General features: G+C 61.0%; 8 protein-coding genes. 1 reads left to right on the top strand and 7 read right to left on the bottom strand.

Annotated features, from left to right (window positions below; all coding sequences use genetic code 11):
• Positions 1 to 20: 20 nt before the first annotated feature.
• From GXM19_RS08900 to GXM19_RS08885, 4 genes are all read right to left on the bottom strand, one after another.
• A complete protein-coding gene (locus GXM19_RS08900; protein WP_006235161.1) occupies positions 21 to 755 on the bottom strand; it encodes a LytR/AlgR family response regulator transcription factor in 735 nt (244 codons plus the stop codon).
• A gap of 38 nt (positions 756 to 793) precedes the next feature.
• The gene (locus GXM19_RS08895) at positions 794 to 2185 is read right to left on the bottom strand and encodes a sensor histidine kinase (RefSeq protein ID WP_115596235.1); all 1392 of its coding nucleotides are present in this window, start codon (positions 2183 to 2185) and stop codon (positions 794 to 796) included.
• Positions 2186 to 2297: 112 nt separating this feature from the next.
• On the bottom strand, positions 2298 to 3575 hold the full coding sequence (locus tag GXM19_RS08890) for a metal-dependent hydrolase family protein (RefSeq protein ID WP_006235163.1): 1278 nt from the start codon (positions 3573 to 3575) through the stop codon (positions 2298 to 2300).
• A 131-nt stretch (positions 3576 to 3706) separates the two neighbouring features.
• Positions 3707 to 5158, bottom strand: a complete 1452-nt coding sequence (locus GXM19_RS08885; RefSeq protein WP_006235164.1) for an APC family permease — start codon at positions 5156 to 5158, stop codon at positions 3707 to 3709.
• A 354-nt stretch (positions 5159 to 5512) separates the two neighbouring features.
• Between GXM19_RS08885 and GXM19_RS11005 the strand changes: the two genes are divergently transcribed.
• On the top strand, positions 5513 to 6514 hold the full coding sequence (locus GXM19_RS11005; protein WP_203572362.1) for a C39 family peptidase: 1002 nt from the start codon (positions 5513 to 5515) through the stop codon (positions 6512 to 6514).
• A gap of 304 nt (positions 6515 to 6818) precedes the next feature.
• Here GXM19_RS11005 and arcC read toward each other — a convergent pair whose 3' ends face one another.
• From arcC to GXM19_RS08865, 3 genes are all read right to left on the bottom strand, one after another.
• On the bottom strand, positions 6819 to 7781 hold the full coding sequence (arcC, locus tag GXM19_RS08875) for a carbamate kinase (protein WP_006235166.1): 963 nt from the start codon (positions 7779 to 7781) through the stop codon (positions 6819 to 6821).
• A gap of 684 nt (positions 7782 to 8465) precedes the next feature.
• On the bottom strand, positions 8466 to 12005 hold the full coding sequence (gene nifJ, locus GXM19_RS08870) for a pyruvate:ferredoxin (flavodoxin) oxidoreductase (RefSeq protein WP_040359129.1): 3540 nt from the start codon (positions 12003 to 12005) through the stop codon (positions 8466 to 8468).
• A 451-nt stretch (positions 12006 to 12456) separates the two neighbouring features.
• Positions 12457 to 13395, bottom strand: a complete 939-nt coding sequence (locus GXM19_RS08865; protein WP_006235170.1) for an FHA domain-containing protein — start codon at positions 13393 to 13395, stop codon at positions 12457 to 12459.
• Positions 13396 to 13398: the final 3 nt, after the last annotated feature.

Genomic DNA, 13398 nt, shown 5'->3' with positions numbered 1-13398 from the left:
AACGACGGCACGCAGACCGTCTACGCAAGCCCCAAGTGTGCTTTAACCTCGGCAGCGCGACGGCGGGACACGGGCACCGTCGAGGTTACGCGATCGAGTCTGAGCTCCATAAGACCCGTGGAACCGATCTCGACATTGTGCACGTCTTCCAAATTGACCAGATAGCTGCGATGAACGCGAATAAAGCCCTCGGAGACCAAGCGACGCTCGAGCGAAGAGATCGACTCATTGATCAGGTACGTTCCCTCGGCGCAGATGGCGTTGCAAAAATCGGCGCGCGCCTCAAAGTAGCAGACGTCTGCGGCGGGAATGAACACCTTTTTGCCCCCGCGGTCCACCGTCAGACGCAAAGGCTGGCGCGGAGCGTGGATAACACGACGGGCACCCAAGGCTGCCTCGATCTTGTCGAGTGCCTTTGACAGGCGTGCGTCCTCGACCGGCTTGACGACATAGTCGACCGCATCGAGGTTATACGCATCGGCGGCAAACTCGGCAAACGCCGTCACAAACACAACCACCGGCGGCGTCTTTAGGTTCTGCAGCGTCTCGGCAAGCTCAATTCCCGAGCGGCCGGGCATCGTGATGTCCAAAAACAACACGTTGGGCTTGTTCGAGAGAATCGACTCCACGGCCTCGGTGACATTGCCCGCCTCGGCAATCTGGCCCACACGCGTATCCTTTTCCAACAGATAGCGTAGCTCAGCCCTAATGGGAGGTTCGTCATCAACCACCAAGATGTTCCAGCCTTCGGACATATGTGCTTCCCCTCTTTTTCTCTCAATCCAACCGCGTGCTACGCCGTCAACGGCGCCGGCTCATGCGGCTCGCCGTTCAGCTCGACGATGACCTGCGTTCCCACGCCCTCCTGGGACTTCACGCGCATGCCGGAATCTTCTCCGTAAAAGAAATGGATGCGCTGAAGCACGTTGAAGAGCGCCAGGCCGCAACCTCGCTTGACGGAGCCGTCGGCGGTAATGCTCTCGGGCTCCTCCAGGCGATGTTGCTCAAACAGATGCGCGCAGACTTCTTCGCTCATACCGATGCCGTCGTCCTCGACGATGATCTCCAAACCGTCATCGGTCTCGAAAGCCCTAACATGAATAGAAAGCGGCTCGGTCTCGCGCTGCGCGTGCTTGATGCAGTTTTCGAGCAACGGCTGCAAGATAAACGGCGGCACCATGCAATCGCGCACCTCAAAGTCGATATCGACCGAGACGCGCAGACGGCCGTCGCCATAACGAGCCTGCATAAGATTGATATAGCGAGTGCCCTGTTCCACCTCGTGCTCGAGCGTTGTGAGGGTATCGGAATCAGAAAGCGTCTGACGGTAGTAATTGGAAAAGTCGATCAGCAGCGACCTGGCCTTGTCCGGCTCGGTACGTACGAGCGACACGATGGTGCTGATGGTGTTAAACAGAAAATGAGGATCGACCTGCGATTGCAAGGCGCGCAGCTCCACGCGGGCCGTAAGCTCGTCCTGGCGCTCGAGCTCAAAGCTCGCAAGCTGCGTGGAAATGAGGTCGGCAAAGCCCGAGGCAAGCGCCGTCTGGCGCATATCGATGCTGCTCAGACGGGGATAATACAACTCGAGCGTGCCCACGCAATGCCCGCGCACGGTAAGCGGTGCGACAATACCGGCGCGCAGGCGCGGAAAGTAGCCACCTGTCTCGGTCGAGGCATCGCGCGAGAACACGCTTTGCTCACCGCTGTTGATCACGTTGAGCGTAGTCCGCAGCACCACCGGGGTGCCCGCGGGGCATTTTGCCGAGTCCTCGCCCCAGCTTGCCAACACCTGCTTGCCGTCGGTAAAGCAGATGGCAGAGGCGGTAGTTTCGGACAGGATGATCTTAGAGGCGCCCAGGGCAGCTTCGGGCGTAAGGCCGCGCGACGTGTAGGCGAATATTTTTGAAGCGATGGCGAGCGTGCGGTCGGTTGCGCTCGATGTGAGGTCGTCGGGAACGAGAAAGACGTACGAGAAGAAGAAGCACAGCATGACCAAGCCGGCAATGACGACAACGGCCGGAACGGGATTGGGATTATCGGTTAGATCCCAGATGAGCAGCAGGATAAGCAGCGGAACGACAATACCGAGCAAGATGGCTTGAACCACATGCTGAGCGGTACGAAAGACCTTGGTAGAGTTGTAGCTCTTGCCCAGAATCAGCCTATTGAGATCCACCGTCATCTCCTTCTTACCGACGCACCCCATAGCAATAAAGAGGGCCGCAAGCGACCCTCTCCATTGCATTATGCAATCAAATACTGTGTTTTACATCAAGCCATCGATGAACGGTAGCTTAGGCGCTGTACTTGTTTGCCTCGCCGAAGGTGCCGCCCTCGACAATCCAGCCGTCCTTCATGATGACGTCCATGTTGTCGGTGTTGAGCACGTGGATGTCGGCGGCGACGTCACCGTTGACGACCAGCAGGTCGGCGCACTTGCCGGCCTCGATGGAACCGGTCTCGTCCTCGATGTGGCACATCTTGGCACCGTTGAGGGTGGCGCAGGTGATGGTCTCGACCGGAGTGAAGCCGATCTTGTCGACGAACTCGTACATCTCCTCGATGGAGCAAGTGCCGTACGGGGTGACGAAGGAGAAGGAGTCGGAGCCGATCGTCATGACGACGCCGCGCTTCTTGGCCTCGCGCAGGCAGTCGTAGTTGCGCTGCAGCTCCTTCTCGACCAGGGTGCCCTCGTACTTGTCGTGCAGCTCGGGAACGTAGACGGGCGGATAGGTGGCGTACCAGGTGGGCAGGAAGGCGATCGTCGGAGTGAAGAAGGTGCCCTGCTCGGCCATGAGGTCCATGGTGCGCTCATCGATATCGAAGCCGTGAATCAGCTGCTCGCAGCCAAAGCGAACGGAATCGTAGGCAGCGGCGTGGTTGTTGTAGCAGTGGCTCCACACGGGGATGCCGACCATCTTTGCCTCTTCGACCACGGCCTGGATCTCCTCGGAGCAGTAGTGCTGGTCGCGGCCGGAGTCCCAGCGCCAGATGCCGCCACCGGTAGCCCAGATCTTGATGGCATCGGGGTTCTCACGCAGGCGACGGCGGACGGCCTTGCGCAGATCCCAAGGACCGTCGACCTGATCGCCCCAGGGGTGCGATTCCTTGTTGAGCTCCTGGCTGCAGTGGTGGGAGTCGCCGTGGCCGGCAACGCGGCAGAAGCCAAGGCCGGTGGCCAGAACGCGCGGGCCCTTGAAGACGCCCTTGTCGATGCAGTCACGGATCTGGATACCAAAGCGGCCGATCTCGCAGACGGTGGTGAGGCCGTGGGTGAGGCAGTCGTAGGCCTGCTTGACGGCGACGGCCTGCTTCTCGAGGAGCGGCTGCATGACCCAGTCGGTGTCATCGTCGGTCAAGTTGCCCGAGAAGTGCAGGTGGGTGTCGATCAGGCCGGGAAGGACGGTCTTGCCGGCGGCGTCGATGACCTCAACGCCCTCGGGAAGGTCCTGCATGGCGCCGGCGTACTCGATCTTGCCGTTGTCGTCGACGAGAACGAGGGAGTTCTCGACCGGCCCGGCACCGGTACCGTCGATGAGCTTGCCGCCAACGATTGCATACTTAGTGGACATGGTTCCTCCTTATGGATCCATATAGTGGGCGAGGCCGCGTTGGGTTAAGGCCTCACAAAGCTACCCAAGTGGTGCCGGGTTCGGTGCGCGGAAGAGAGGGTCCCGCGCACCTGATCCGCCCCGGCTCGGCGTTACTTTTTGCGGGAATTGGTGAAGGCCATGAGAGCCAGGCCGACGGCCAGCCAGCCGATCACGATGCTCCACTCCACCATGTTGAGGGAGGCGGGAGAGAACGGAATCACGAGCAGGCCGATGATGATGGCGCAGGCAGCGATAGCGAGGCCGATGCCAAACTTGCCGCCGGGCACCTCGTAGGGACGAGGCAGGTCGGGCTCGGTGAAGCGCATGCGCAGGCAAGCGAGGGCGACCATGCCGCAGGAGAAGATGAAGGCGAGAGCCGACACGTTGGTCAGAGGGATGAGCATGTTCTTGCCCAGGAACGGACCGACGACGGTGATGGCGCCCAGAACGACGCAGGCGAGCTTGGGAGCGCCGGACTTGGGGTCGACCTCGGCGAACTGCTCGGGCAGCTGGCCCTTGCGGCCCATGGCGAGCATGATGCGGCTCGTGGCGCCGTAGAAGGAATTCATCGGGCCCATGGGTCCAAGCGTGGCGATGACGAGCATGGCCAGGTACAGGAGCATGTTGATGCCCTTGAGGCAGGCGAGCGCGGGAACCGGGCTCTTAACAAACTCATGCCAGTCGAGGATGGTGCCGAACGAGTAGATGCAGACCATGTAGAAGCCGCCGGCGGCCAGCAGAGCCAAGGAGATGATCTTGCCGAACTTGTTCCAGTTGAGGCCCTCGGCTGCTTCCTCAGCCTGCTGAGGAATGGTGTCGAAGCCGGCGTAGAAGAACGGGGTCAGAACCAGGACCGACACGATGCCGGCAAACAGGCTGGAGCTCTCGGTAGCGGCCTTGCCGCCGCCAGCGCCGGCGACCTGGGAGAACACGGGCATGGCGTTGTCCGGCGAGCCGGTGAACAGCGAGACGCCCATGGCGAGCAGCATGCCGCAGAGCAGAGCCTTGGTCAGGAAGGCCTGAAGCTTGGCGGCCGAGCTGGCACCACGGAAGTTGAGGAAGATGACGTAAACTGCAAAGCCGAGCGCGATCAGCGTCGGGAACAGGTAAACGTCGGCCCCCAGGATGGTGTAGAGCTTGACGGCGCGCAGCCACTCAAGGCCGGGCAGGCTACCGAACATCTCGGACACGAGAGTCGAAATGGCAATGGCCTCCCACGGGCACAGGATGCCGTTGCCCAGGGCCAAAAGCCATCCGGTGATGTAGCTCAGCGTACGGCCAAAGCTACGATCGACATACTCGACGATGCCGCCCGAGATGGGGATAGCGGCCGTGAGCTCACCGAAAACAGCTCCGACGGGCACGAGGAAGATTGCACCCAAGAGGAATGCGATCATAGCGGGAACGGGACCGCCGCCCACGACCATCCAGTCGCCGACCTGCAGAACCCAACCGGTACCGATAATGGCACCAAAGCCGATGGTGAAGAAGTTCCAGAGCGAGAGCGTTTTCTTCATGCCGCCGTTATCCTCGACTGCAACTTCTGCGTTCTTGTCCGCCATTGTTCCCCTCCTTTCCTTTTTGACGCCCTTGGCGTCACCCCTTGCGCGGTCCGTTTTGCCGCGCGCTTTTATTCCATGGCTTTAAGATACGGCCTTGGCGCAGCAGCGCCGCTCGCAGCTCGACCGAAGGCAGAACTGCAAAACGAGCGGCACCGTTTTTGGGACGAACGGCGGGAGACGTCATTCGTCTTGGACGCTTTCATCTTGTCTGCTTTTGAAGACCTGTTGCCGTGACGCTTGGCGCGCGGCGCGGCAACGTTCATACCATTTGTCAGGCTTTTGGCGCACATACCCATGTGTCGTGCATCTTTTTATGTAGGATAGACAAGTTACACATGAGGCAAGGTGATTCGAATGGCATACGGATACAATGACGGCGACCAACGGCCACAAAGCGTGCGCCTTGCCGGCCGCACCACGCCAACGCCCAGAAGCACCTCCGACAACGACAACCCGCAGCGCCCCCAAGAGCAGCCCGGGGCTTCTTCGCGGCAGCAAAGCCGTACCGTGCAGCAGTCAGACCGCGTGAGTACGAGCACACGCCAACGTCAGACCGACACATCGCAGCCACGCCGCTACGATCGCCGTAAGACCGACTACTACGTCAAGCGTTCCTTTTCGCGACCTCAACGCGATCGCGGCAATTCCTCCCCTCACCCCGCGTCGCACACCACAAGCCACGCGCTTCCGGCCCGCCGCCTACGCCTTGCGCTTTGCTCCATCGCCGCCTGCCTCGTCTTTGTGTTTTTGGGATCCTGTATCTCCCACGGATCAGCCGGTCTTGAGCCCACTGCCGAGGACAAGCTGCTTAAAGCTCCCGTCGCGCCCGGTTACTCCTTTGCGTTCTCGACCCCACGCTCGCAATGGCAGGCCGGCACCATGCCCCACATCTACCAAATTGACCCCGCATGGTCGGAGCTGCCCTATGCCGGTGGCACTATTCGCGAAAACGCTTGCGGTCCTACCTGCCTCACCATGGTCTATATCTTTAAGACCGGCCATACCGATAAGACGCCGGTCGATATATGCGCGCTGGCCGAAGCCGGCAACTACGCCCCCACTGGTGCCACCGAGTGGTCGTTTATGACAGGCGGTGCGTGGCAGCTGGGGCTCAACGGAACACAGCTCTATAACGATCGCGAATCGATTACTCAAGCACTTCGCTCGGGTGCGCCCGTCATCGCCGCAGTGCGCCCCGGTACGTTTACCAACGTAGGCCACTACATCGTGCTCTACGGCATCGACGATGCCGACCAGATTGGCGTCTACGACCCCAACTCGGCCAGCCGCAGCGCCCGTCGCTGGGGCGTCGTAGAGGTCCTCAACGAAGTCGAAGCCATGTGGGCCTACTACTAGTCATTGGGGACAGACTTGAATGAGTGGTCATTGGGGACAGACATAAATGACCAGCCACTGTGGACAGCCCTTGCGGATGCCGCTCATGGGCGGACGAATAGGCCCATTCCCAGCTGTCAGGAGCTACCTTTAAGGACTGTCCCAAGCTGCCGGCAGAAAGGGAACGTCCCCAAGTGCCGGGTTTCATGAACAGCTACCTCAATAGCAAAAGCCCCGCAGTCGGAGCGGACTGCGGGGCTCATGAAGAGAGGCTAGTTTGTGGGCGCTTTGCCTGGCGCCCACGAGAGAGGCAACAGAGTAGAGACTACTCGTGAATGCGGGTACCGGAGAGGCCGGCCATGGTCTCGGCGGCCTTGTCCAGGGCGCCGATGATGCAGGTGCGGCCCTTGCGGGAACGGGCGAACTTGATGGCAGCGCGGACCTTGGGCTCCATGGAACCCTTGCCGAACTGGCCCTCGTCGGCCAGGCGCTCGGCCTCGTCGGCGGTGAGGTCCTCGAGCTCCTCCTGGTTGGGCTTGCCAAAGTTGATGGCGACATGCTCAACGGCGGTCAGCAGGAACAGAACGTCGGCGTCGCAGTCCTCGGCCAGCAGCTCGCCGCCCAGGTCCTTGTCGATGACGGCGGGAACGCCCTTGTAGCAGCCCTTGTTCTCGTAGTCGCGGACGACGGGGATGCCGCCGCCACCGCAGGCGATGACGATGAACTCGTTGTCGAGCAGGTTGAGGATGGAGTCAGCCTCGACGATCTTCTTGGGATCGGGGGAAGCGACGACGCGACGCCAGCCGCGGCCGGAATCCTCGACGAAGACCTTGGAGGGATCCTCGGCCATGAACTCCTTGGCCTGCTCCTCGGTGTAGAAGGGGCCGATCGGCTTGGTCGGGTTCTTGAACGCGGGATCATCCGGGTCGCACTCGATCTGGGTGACGACGGTGGCGGCGTGCCAACGCTTATAGCGCTTGTGCATCTCGCGGCCGATGCCCTGCTGCAGGTGATAACCAATATAGCCCTGGGACATGGCGCCGCACTCGGGCAGCGGCATCTCGGGGGTGCCGATGGCGTCGTGGGCAGCGGCGAAGGCGTTCTGGATCATGCCGACCTGCGGGCCGTTGCCGTGGGTGATGATGATCTCGTTACCCTGCTCGATAAGACCAAGGAGAGCGTGGGCGGTGTTGCTCACGGCCTCGATCTGCTCGACGGGGTTGTTGCCGAGGGCGTTGCCGCCAAGGGCGACGACAATACGATCGGGCTTGCCAAGAGGCTTAGACATTGCTGGAATCCCTTCTGTAAAAGACCTACAACCCATTAATAACCCGTGTCCGTGCGATACGCGAGTTTATTAAGGTTTATATTCTCTTTATCGCTCATTTTATTCATTTTGAAAACAGTTGAACGGTGAACGGTCATTTTTACCCGCTCAGCGTAAAGAAGCCCAGCTTAGGTATATCTACGCCATTTACGTGCAACTTTATTTTAATAGAGCAGGGATTAGACTAGATTATGCAAACTATATCTCCACTAAACACAAAACAGACAACGTAATATCTTACTCGCACTATACGAGATTCTATGCATTAATAAGACGAGTATGCACCCCTGCAAAAACATGGGGCTTTTCATTCAGCATAAGGAATAAAGATGAGCTCCAAAAAGGCAACCAGCCCCAAAGCACGGGGATAGAAGGCGGCAACAGCCAAAACTCCATCCATCCCCAGAGTGGCGCGCTGTTTCGCGGCAAAGCCGCGAAACAGCGAAGGGGACTAAAGGCCCCCACAACCACGTCCTTCATTCAGCCACACAATCCGAGGACGTAGTCGTAGCAGGATCTGAGGGCTGACCTTCGCGGACATTCCGCAGGACGAAAGAACCCCCGCCGCACGTAGTGCGCAGCGGGGGTTCTTTCATGTCCGAGGACGTCCGCGAAGGTCAGCCCTCAGATCCTGCGGTGGGAGACCTAAGCCTCGTTGTACACCGTCTTGAGCTTCAGCAGGTGAGCGTAGCGGTCCATAGCGGCCTGCTCGTTCTCCTTGAAGAGCTCCTCGGCGCGCTCGGGGAAGGAACGCGTCAACGAAGCGTAACGGGCCTCGTTCATCAGGAACTCCTGATAACCACCCGCGGGCTCCTTGGAATCGAGCGAGAACTTCTTGCCGGCAGCAGCCTCGGGGTTAAAGCGGAAGAGGTTCCAGTAACCGCACTCGACAGCCTTCTTCATCTCGGCCTGGCAGTTCTGCATGCCGCCCTTCTTGATGGAGTGCATCTCGCAGGGGCTGTAGCCGATGATGAGGGACGGGCCGTCGTAGGCCTCGGCCTCGTGGATGGCCTTGAGGGTCTGAGCCGGGTTGGCGCCCATGGCGACCTGCGCCACGTAGACGTAGCCGTAGCTCATGGCAATCTCAGCCAGAGACTTCTTCTTGGTCACCTTACCGGCAGCGGCGAACTGAGCAACCTGGCCCAGATTCGAGGCCTTGGAGGCCTGACCGCCGGTGTTGGAGTAAACCTCGGTGTCGAAGACGAAGACGTTGACGTTGTGGCCGGAAGCCAGGACGTGGTCCAGGCCACCGAAGCCGATGTCGTAAGCCCAACCGTCGCCACCGAAGATCCAGAAGGACTTCTTGGTGAGGTAAGCCTTGTCGGCGAGGATCGCCTTGGAAGCGTCACAGCCGCACTTCTCGAGCTCGGTAACGTAGGCGGCGGCAGCGGTCTTAGAGGCCTCGGCGTCGTTGACGGAGTCAATCCAAGCCTGACCGGCGGCCTTGAGCTCGTCGGACGGACCGTCAGCGGCGATGATCTCCTGCGTAGCAGCGATCAGCTTCTTCTGAACGGCCTCATAGCCAACGGCCATGCCCAGACCGTGCTCGGCATTGTCCTCGAACAGGGAGTTGTTCCACGCCGGGCCGTGACCGTCCTTGTCCTTGCAGTAAGGAGCGGTGGCAGCGGGGTTGCCCCAAATGGAGGAGCAGCCGGTGGCGTTGGAGATGAACATGCGGTCGCCGGCGACCTGGGTCACCAGACGAGCATAGGCGGTCTCGGCGCAGCCGGCGCAGGAGCCGGAGAACTCCAGGTAGGGCTGCTTAAACTGGCTGCCCTTGACGTTGGCCGCGATGAGCTCCTTCTTCTCGGAGACGTTTTCGACCATGTAGTCCCAAACGGGCTGCTGGTCCATCTCCTGCTCGGTGGGAACCATCTCGAGGGCGCCCTTGGGGCAGACCTTGACGCAGTTGGTGCAGCCCATGCAGTCGAGCGGGGACACGGCCATGGTGAACTTCATGCCCTTGGCCTTGGGGCCCATGGCGTCGAGCGTGCGGGTAGCCTCGGGTGCGGCGGCAGCCTCGTCCTCGGTCATCGCGAACGGACGGATGGTGGCATGCGGGCACACATAGGCGCACTGGTTGCACTGGATGCACTTGGTCTCGTCCCAGTGAGGAACGACCACGGCGACGCCGCGCTTCTCGTATGCGGAGGCGCCCAGCTCAAACTGGCCGTCGGCGCAATCGACAAAGGCGGAAACGGGCAGGCTGTCGCCATCCATGCGATCGATGGGCTCGAGCAGGTTCTTGACCTGCTGGGCAATAGCGGACTTGGTCTCCTCGGAGAGCTCGACGGGAGCGGCATCCTCGGCAGTTGCCCAGTCGGCCGGAACCTCGAACTTACGGAAGGCGGTAGCGCCGGCATCGATGGCCTTATGGTTGGCGTCGACGATGGCCTGGCCCTTCTTCATGTAGGACTTGGTAGCCGCGTCCTTCATGTACTGCAGGGCGTCCTCGGCGGGCAGGACCTTGGCCAGCGCGAAGAAGGCGGACTGGAGCACCGTGTTGGTGCGCTTGCCCATGCCGACCTTGGCAGCCAGATCGATAGCGTCGATCAGGTAGACGTTGACGTTGTTGTTCGCGATGTAGCGCTTGGCCACGGCGGGCATGTGCTCGGCGAACTCCTCGTCGCTCCACTGGCAGTTGACCAGGAAGGTGCCACCCGGCTTGACGTCGCGGACCATCTTGAAGCCCTTGACGATGTAGCTGGGGTTGTGGCAGGCGACAAAGTCGGCCTTGGTCACATAGTACGGCGAGCGGATCGGGGAATCACCAAAGCGCAGGTGCGAAACGGTGACGCCGCCGGTCTTCTTGGAGTCGTACTGGAAGTAGGCCTGAACGTACTTGTCGGTGTGGTCGCCGATGATCTTGATCGAGTTCTTGTTGGCGCCGACGGTACCGTCGCCACCCAGACCCCAGAACTTGCACTCGATGGTGCCGGGGGCTGCGGTGTTGGGCGCATCCTCGGCCTCGGGCAGGCTCAGGTTGGTCACGTCATCGACAATGCCGATGGTGAACTCGCGCTTGGGCTCGTCCTTCTTGAGCTCCTCGAAGACAGCGAACGCGGACGCGGGAGGCGTGTCCTTGCTGCCCAGGCCGTAACGGCCGCCGACGACCTTGATACCCGTCTTGCCGGCCTCGTAGAGAGCGGAGACGACGTCCTGGTAGAGCGGCTCGCCGATGGAACCCGGCTCCTTGGTGCGGTCCATGACGGCGATCTTCTGGACGGTCTCGGGGAGAACGTCGACGAAGTGCTTGATGGAGAACGGACGGAACAGGCGAACCTTGACCAGGCCGACCTTCTCGCCGTGAGCGTTGAGGTAGTCGATGACTTCCTCGAGCACGTCGCAGAAGGAGCCCATGCACACGACGACGCGGTCGGCATCGGGAGCGCCGTAGTAGTTGAACAGGCCGTAATCGGTGCCGAGCTTCTCGTTGATCTTCTTCATGTAGCCCTCGACGACGGCGGGAAGCTCGTCGTAGACCTTGTTGCAGGCCTCACGGTTCTGGAAGAAGATATCGCCGTTCTCGTGGCTGCCGCGGGTGTGCGGGTGCTCAGGGTTGAGCGCGTGGTCGCGGAAAGCCTGGACGGCGTCCATGTCGCACATCTCGGCCAGATCCTTGTAGTCCCACATGGCGACCTTCTGGATCTCGTGGCTGGTGCGGAAGCCGTCGAAGAAGTTAAGGAACGGGGTCTTACCCTCGATGGCGGCAAGGTGAGCCACCGGCGAGAGGTCCATGACCTCCTGGACGTTGCCCTCGGCGAGCATGGCGAAGCCGGTCTGACGACAGGCCATGACGTCGGAGTGATCGCCAAAAATGTTCAGGGCGTGGGAAGCGACGCAACGCGCGGAGACGTGGAAGACGCCCGGGAGCTGCTCGCCCGCGATCTTGTACATGTTCGGGATCATCAGGAGCAGACCCTGAGAAGCCGTGTAGGTGGTGGTCAGAGCACCGGCGCCCAGCGAACCGTGAACGGTACCGGCTGCACCTGCCTCGGACTCCATCTCGACGACCTTGACCGGGGTGCCGAAGATGTTCTTGCGACCCTGGGCCGCCCACTGGTCGACATGGTCGGCCATCGGGCTGGACGGCGTAATGGGATAGATTCCCGCTACCTCGGTGTACGCATACGAAACATATGCGGCCGCCTCGTTGCCGTCCATAGACTTAAACTTACGCGCCATATACCCCTCTCCTCTCATATAGGTATACAGGCCCCGGCGATCGCCGGGATGTTGGCGTGATGGGATTTACGCTGTTGCTTCCAATCATCTGGCAGGCAGGCTCAGCAGCAGGTACGTGGCGTGGAGAGAAGACATGCCGAGGCGAGGGACAGCTGATGCGCCCCACAGACCCGACCGCCCGTCTTGCACATGACCGAGCGCCGCAAAGGCCGCATGCCGGATGCTCCCGGGCACGCCCCGGCGATGGGAAGCGCCCGCAACGGAAATCCGCATGCGGGTTTATTGTACCCCGCCTTCAAGTGTAATTTCGGCAAATATAGGCGGGCGGTAAAGGTTTACCTTGGGTGACTGCCAAGGGCCAAAATGGCCTCTCCATCCCCAGGCGACCGGCTCTGGCGCGCCGAGGAGTGTCCCCAAGTGCCGGCAGAAAAGGAACGTCCCTATCTGCCGGCTAGAGAGCACCGAAGAGGATGGCGTAGGTAGTGGATTCGCCGAGCTTGAGCTCGTCGCCGGGATTGAGTTGGGCGGAACGGCCGGGCTCGACCTGAATGCAGACGCGCGTGGCCCCGTTTACCACCACGGTTCCGTTGGTGGACGACAAGTCCTCGACGTGCCAGATATTTTGAGCATCGCACCAGATATGGGCATGGCGGGCCGAGACATCGTCGCCGACGTCGGTAATATCGCCCTCACCAGTGGCCAGCGCGCCAATCTCAACACCCTGCTCACTCGGCTGAATCCAGCGCGGGGCGCTCACGACAAAACTGTTTTGCACGCGCAGCAAGCCCAAGGGGTGCGCCGGGGCGGGTTCGCGTTCGCCCGCAGTCAGCGACATGCCAAGCGAACGCGGCGTGGATGTGCCTCCGCCACAGGTCGCGTGCGCGTAGTCGATGGAATAGTTCACCGAGGACCGCACATCCGCCGAACAACCGACGGCGACAAACAGCACCAGCACGGCCTCGGCGCGCTCGGCGGGCATGAGTTCCGCCGCCTGGGACAGGCGATCGAGCGCGTTGCGATAGAGATTCGTGTCCTGGTGGCACTCTTCGAGCGCGCGTACCATCGGTTCACCTGCAGGACCGCACACCATATTGATCACAGCCGTGGAGTCCATGGGATTGCGCTGGCGCAGGGCCAGTTGCGACATAATACGCGCAGCCGAGGTACCGTATTCGGCAAAGTAGCGCTGCTGAAGCGTGCCGACCGGCGCGCGAACGATAAAGCGGGAAACCCAAGAGCGATCGGCGGCTCGGCTCTGCGGGCTGCGGCCGTCGGCGAGCGGACGGGACGAAAGCACCAAGCCGCACAGCTCGATATGGCTCAGATGCGCCGCGCGCTTAAAGATGTCAAACATGGCCCCGCATGGGGTGAGCTCAACTTGAGATGCCATGAC

It is taken from the genome of Collinsella aerofaciens ATCC 25986 (assembly GCF_010509075.1).
Taxonomy (GTDB): Bacteria; Actinomycetota; Coriobacteriia; order Coriobacteriales; family Coriobacteriaceae; genus Collinsella; species Collinsella aerofaciens.
The sequence above is the reverse complement of the archived record's forward strand: the minus strand, read 5'-3'. Positions and strand labels throughout refer to the sequence as shown.

Coding starts and splice junctions, on each gene's coding strand:
- GXM19_RS08890 (WP_006235163.1), bottom strand. CDS start 3,575: ATGTCCACTAAGTATGCAATCGTTGGCGGCAAGCTCATCGACGGTACC.
- GXM19_RS08885 (WP_006235164.1), bottom strand. CDS start 5,158: ATGGCGGACAAGAACGCAGAAGTTGCAGTCGAGGATAACGGCGGCATG.
- nifJ (WP_040359129.1), bottom strand. CDS start 12,005: ATGGCGCGTAAGTTTAAGTCTATGGACGGCAACGAGGCGGCCGCATAT.
- GXM19_RS11005 (WP_203572362.1), top strand. CDS start 5,513: ATGGCATACGGATACAATGACGGCGACCAACGGCCACAAAGCGTGCGC.
- GXM19_RS08900 (WP_006235161.1), bottom strand. CDS start 755: ATGTCCGAAGGCTGGAACATCTTGGTGGTTGATGACGAACCTCCCATT.
- GXM19_RS08865 (WP_006235170.1), bottom strand. CDS start 13,395: ATGGCATCTCAAGTTGAGCTCACCCCATGCGGGGCCATGTTTGACATC.
- GXM19_RS08895 (WP_115596235.1), bottom strand. CDS start 2,185: ATGACGGTGGATCTCAATAGGCTGATTCTGGGCAAGAGCTACAACTCT.
- arcC (WP_006235166.1), bottom strand. CDS start 7,781: ATGTCTAAGCCTCTTGGCAAGCCCGATCGTATTGTCGTCGCCCTTGGC.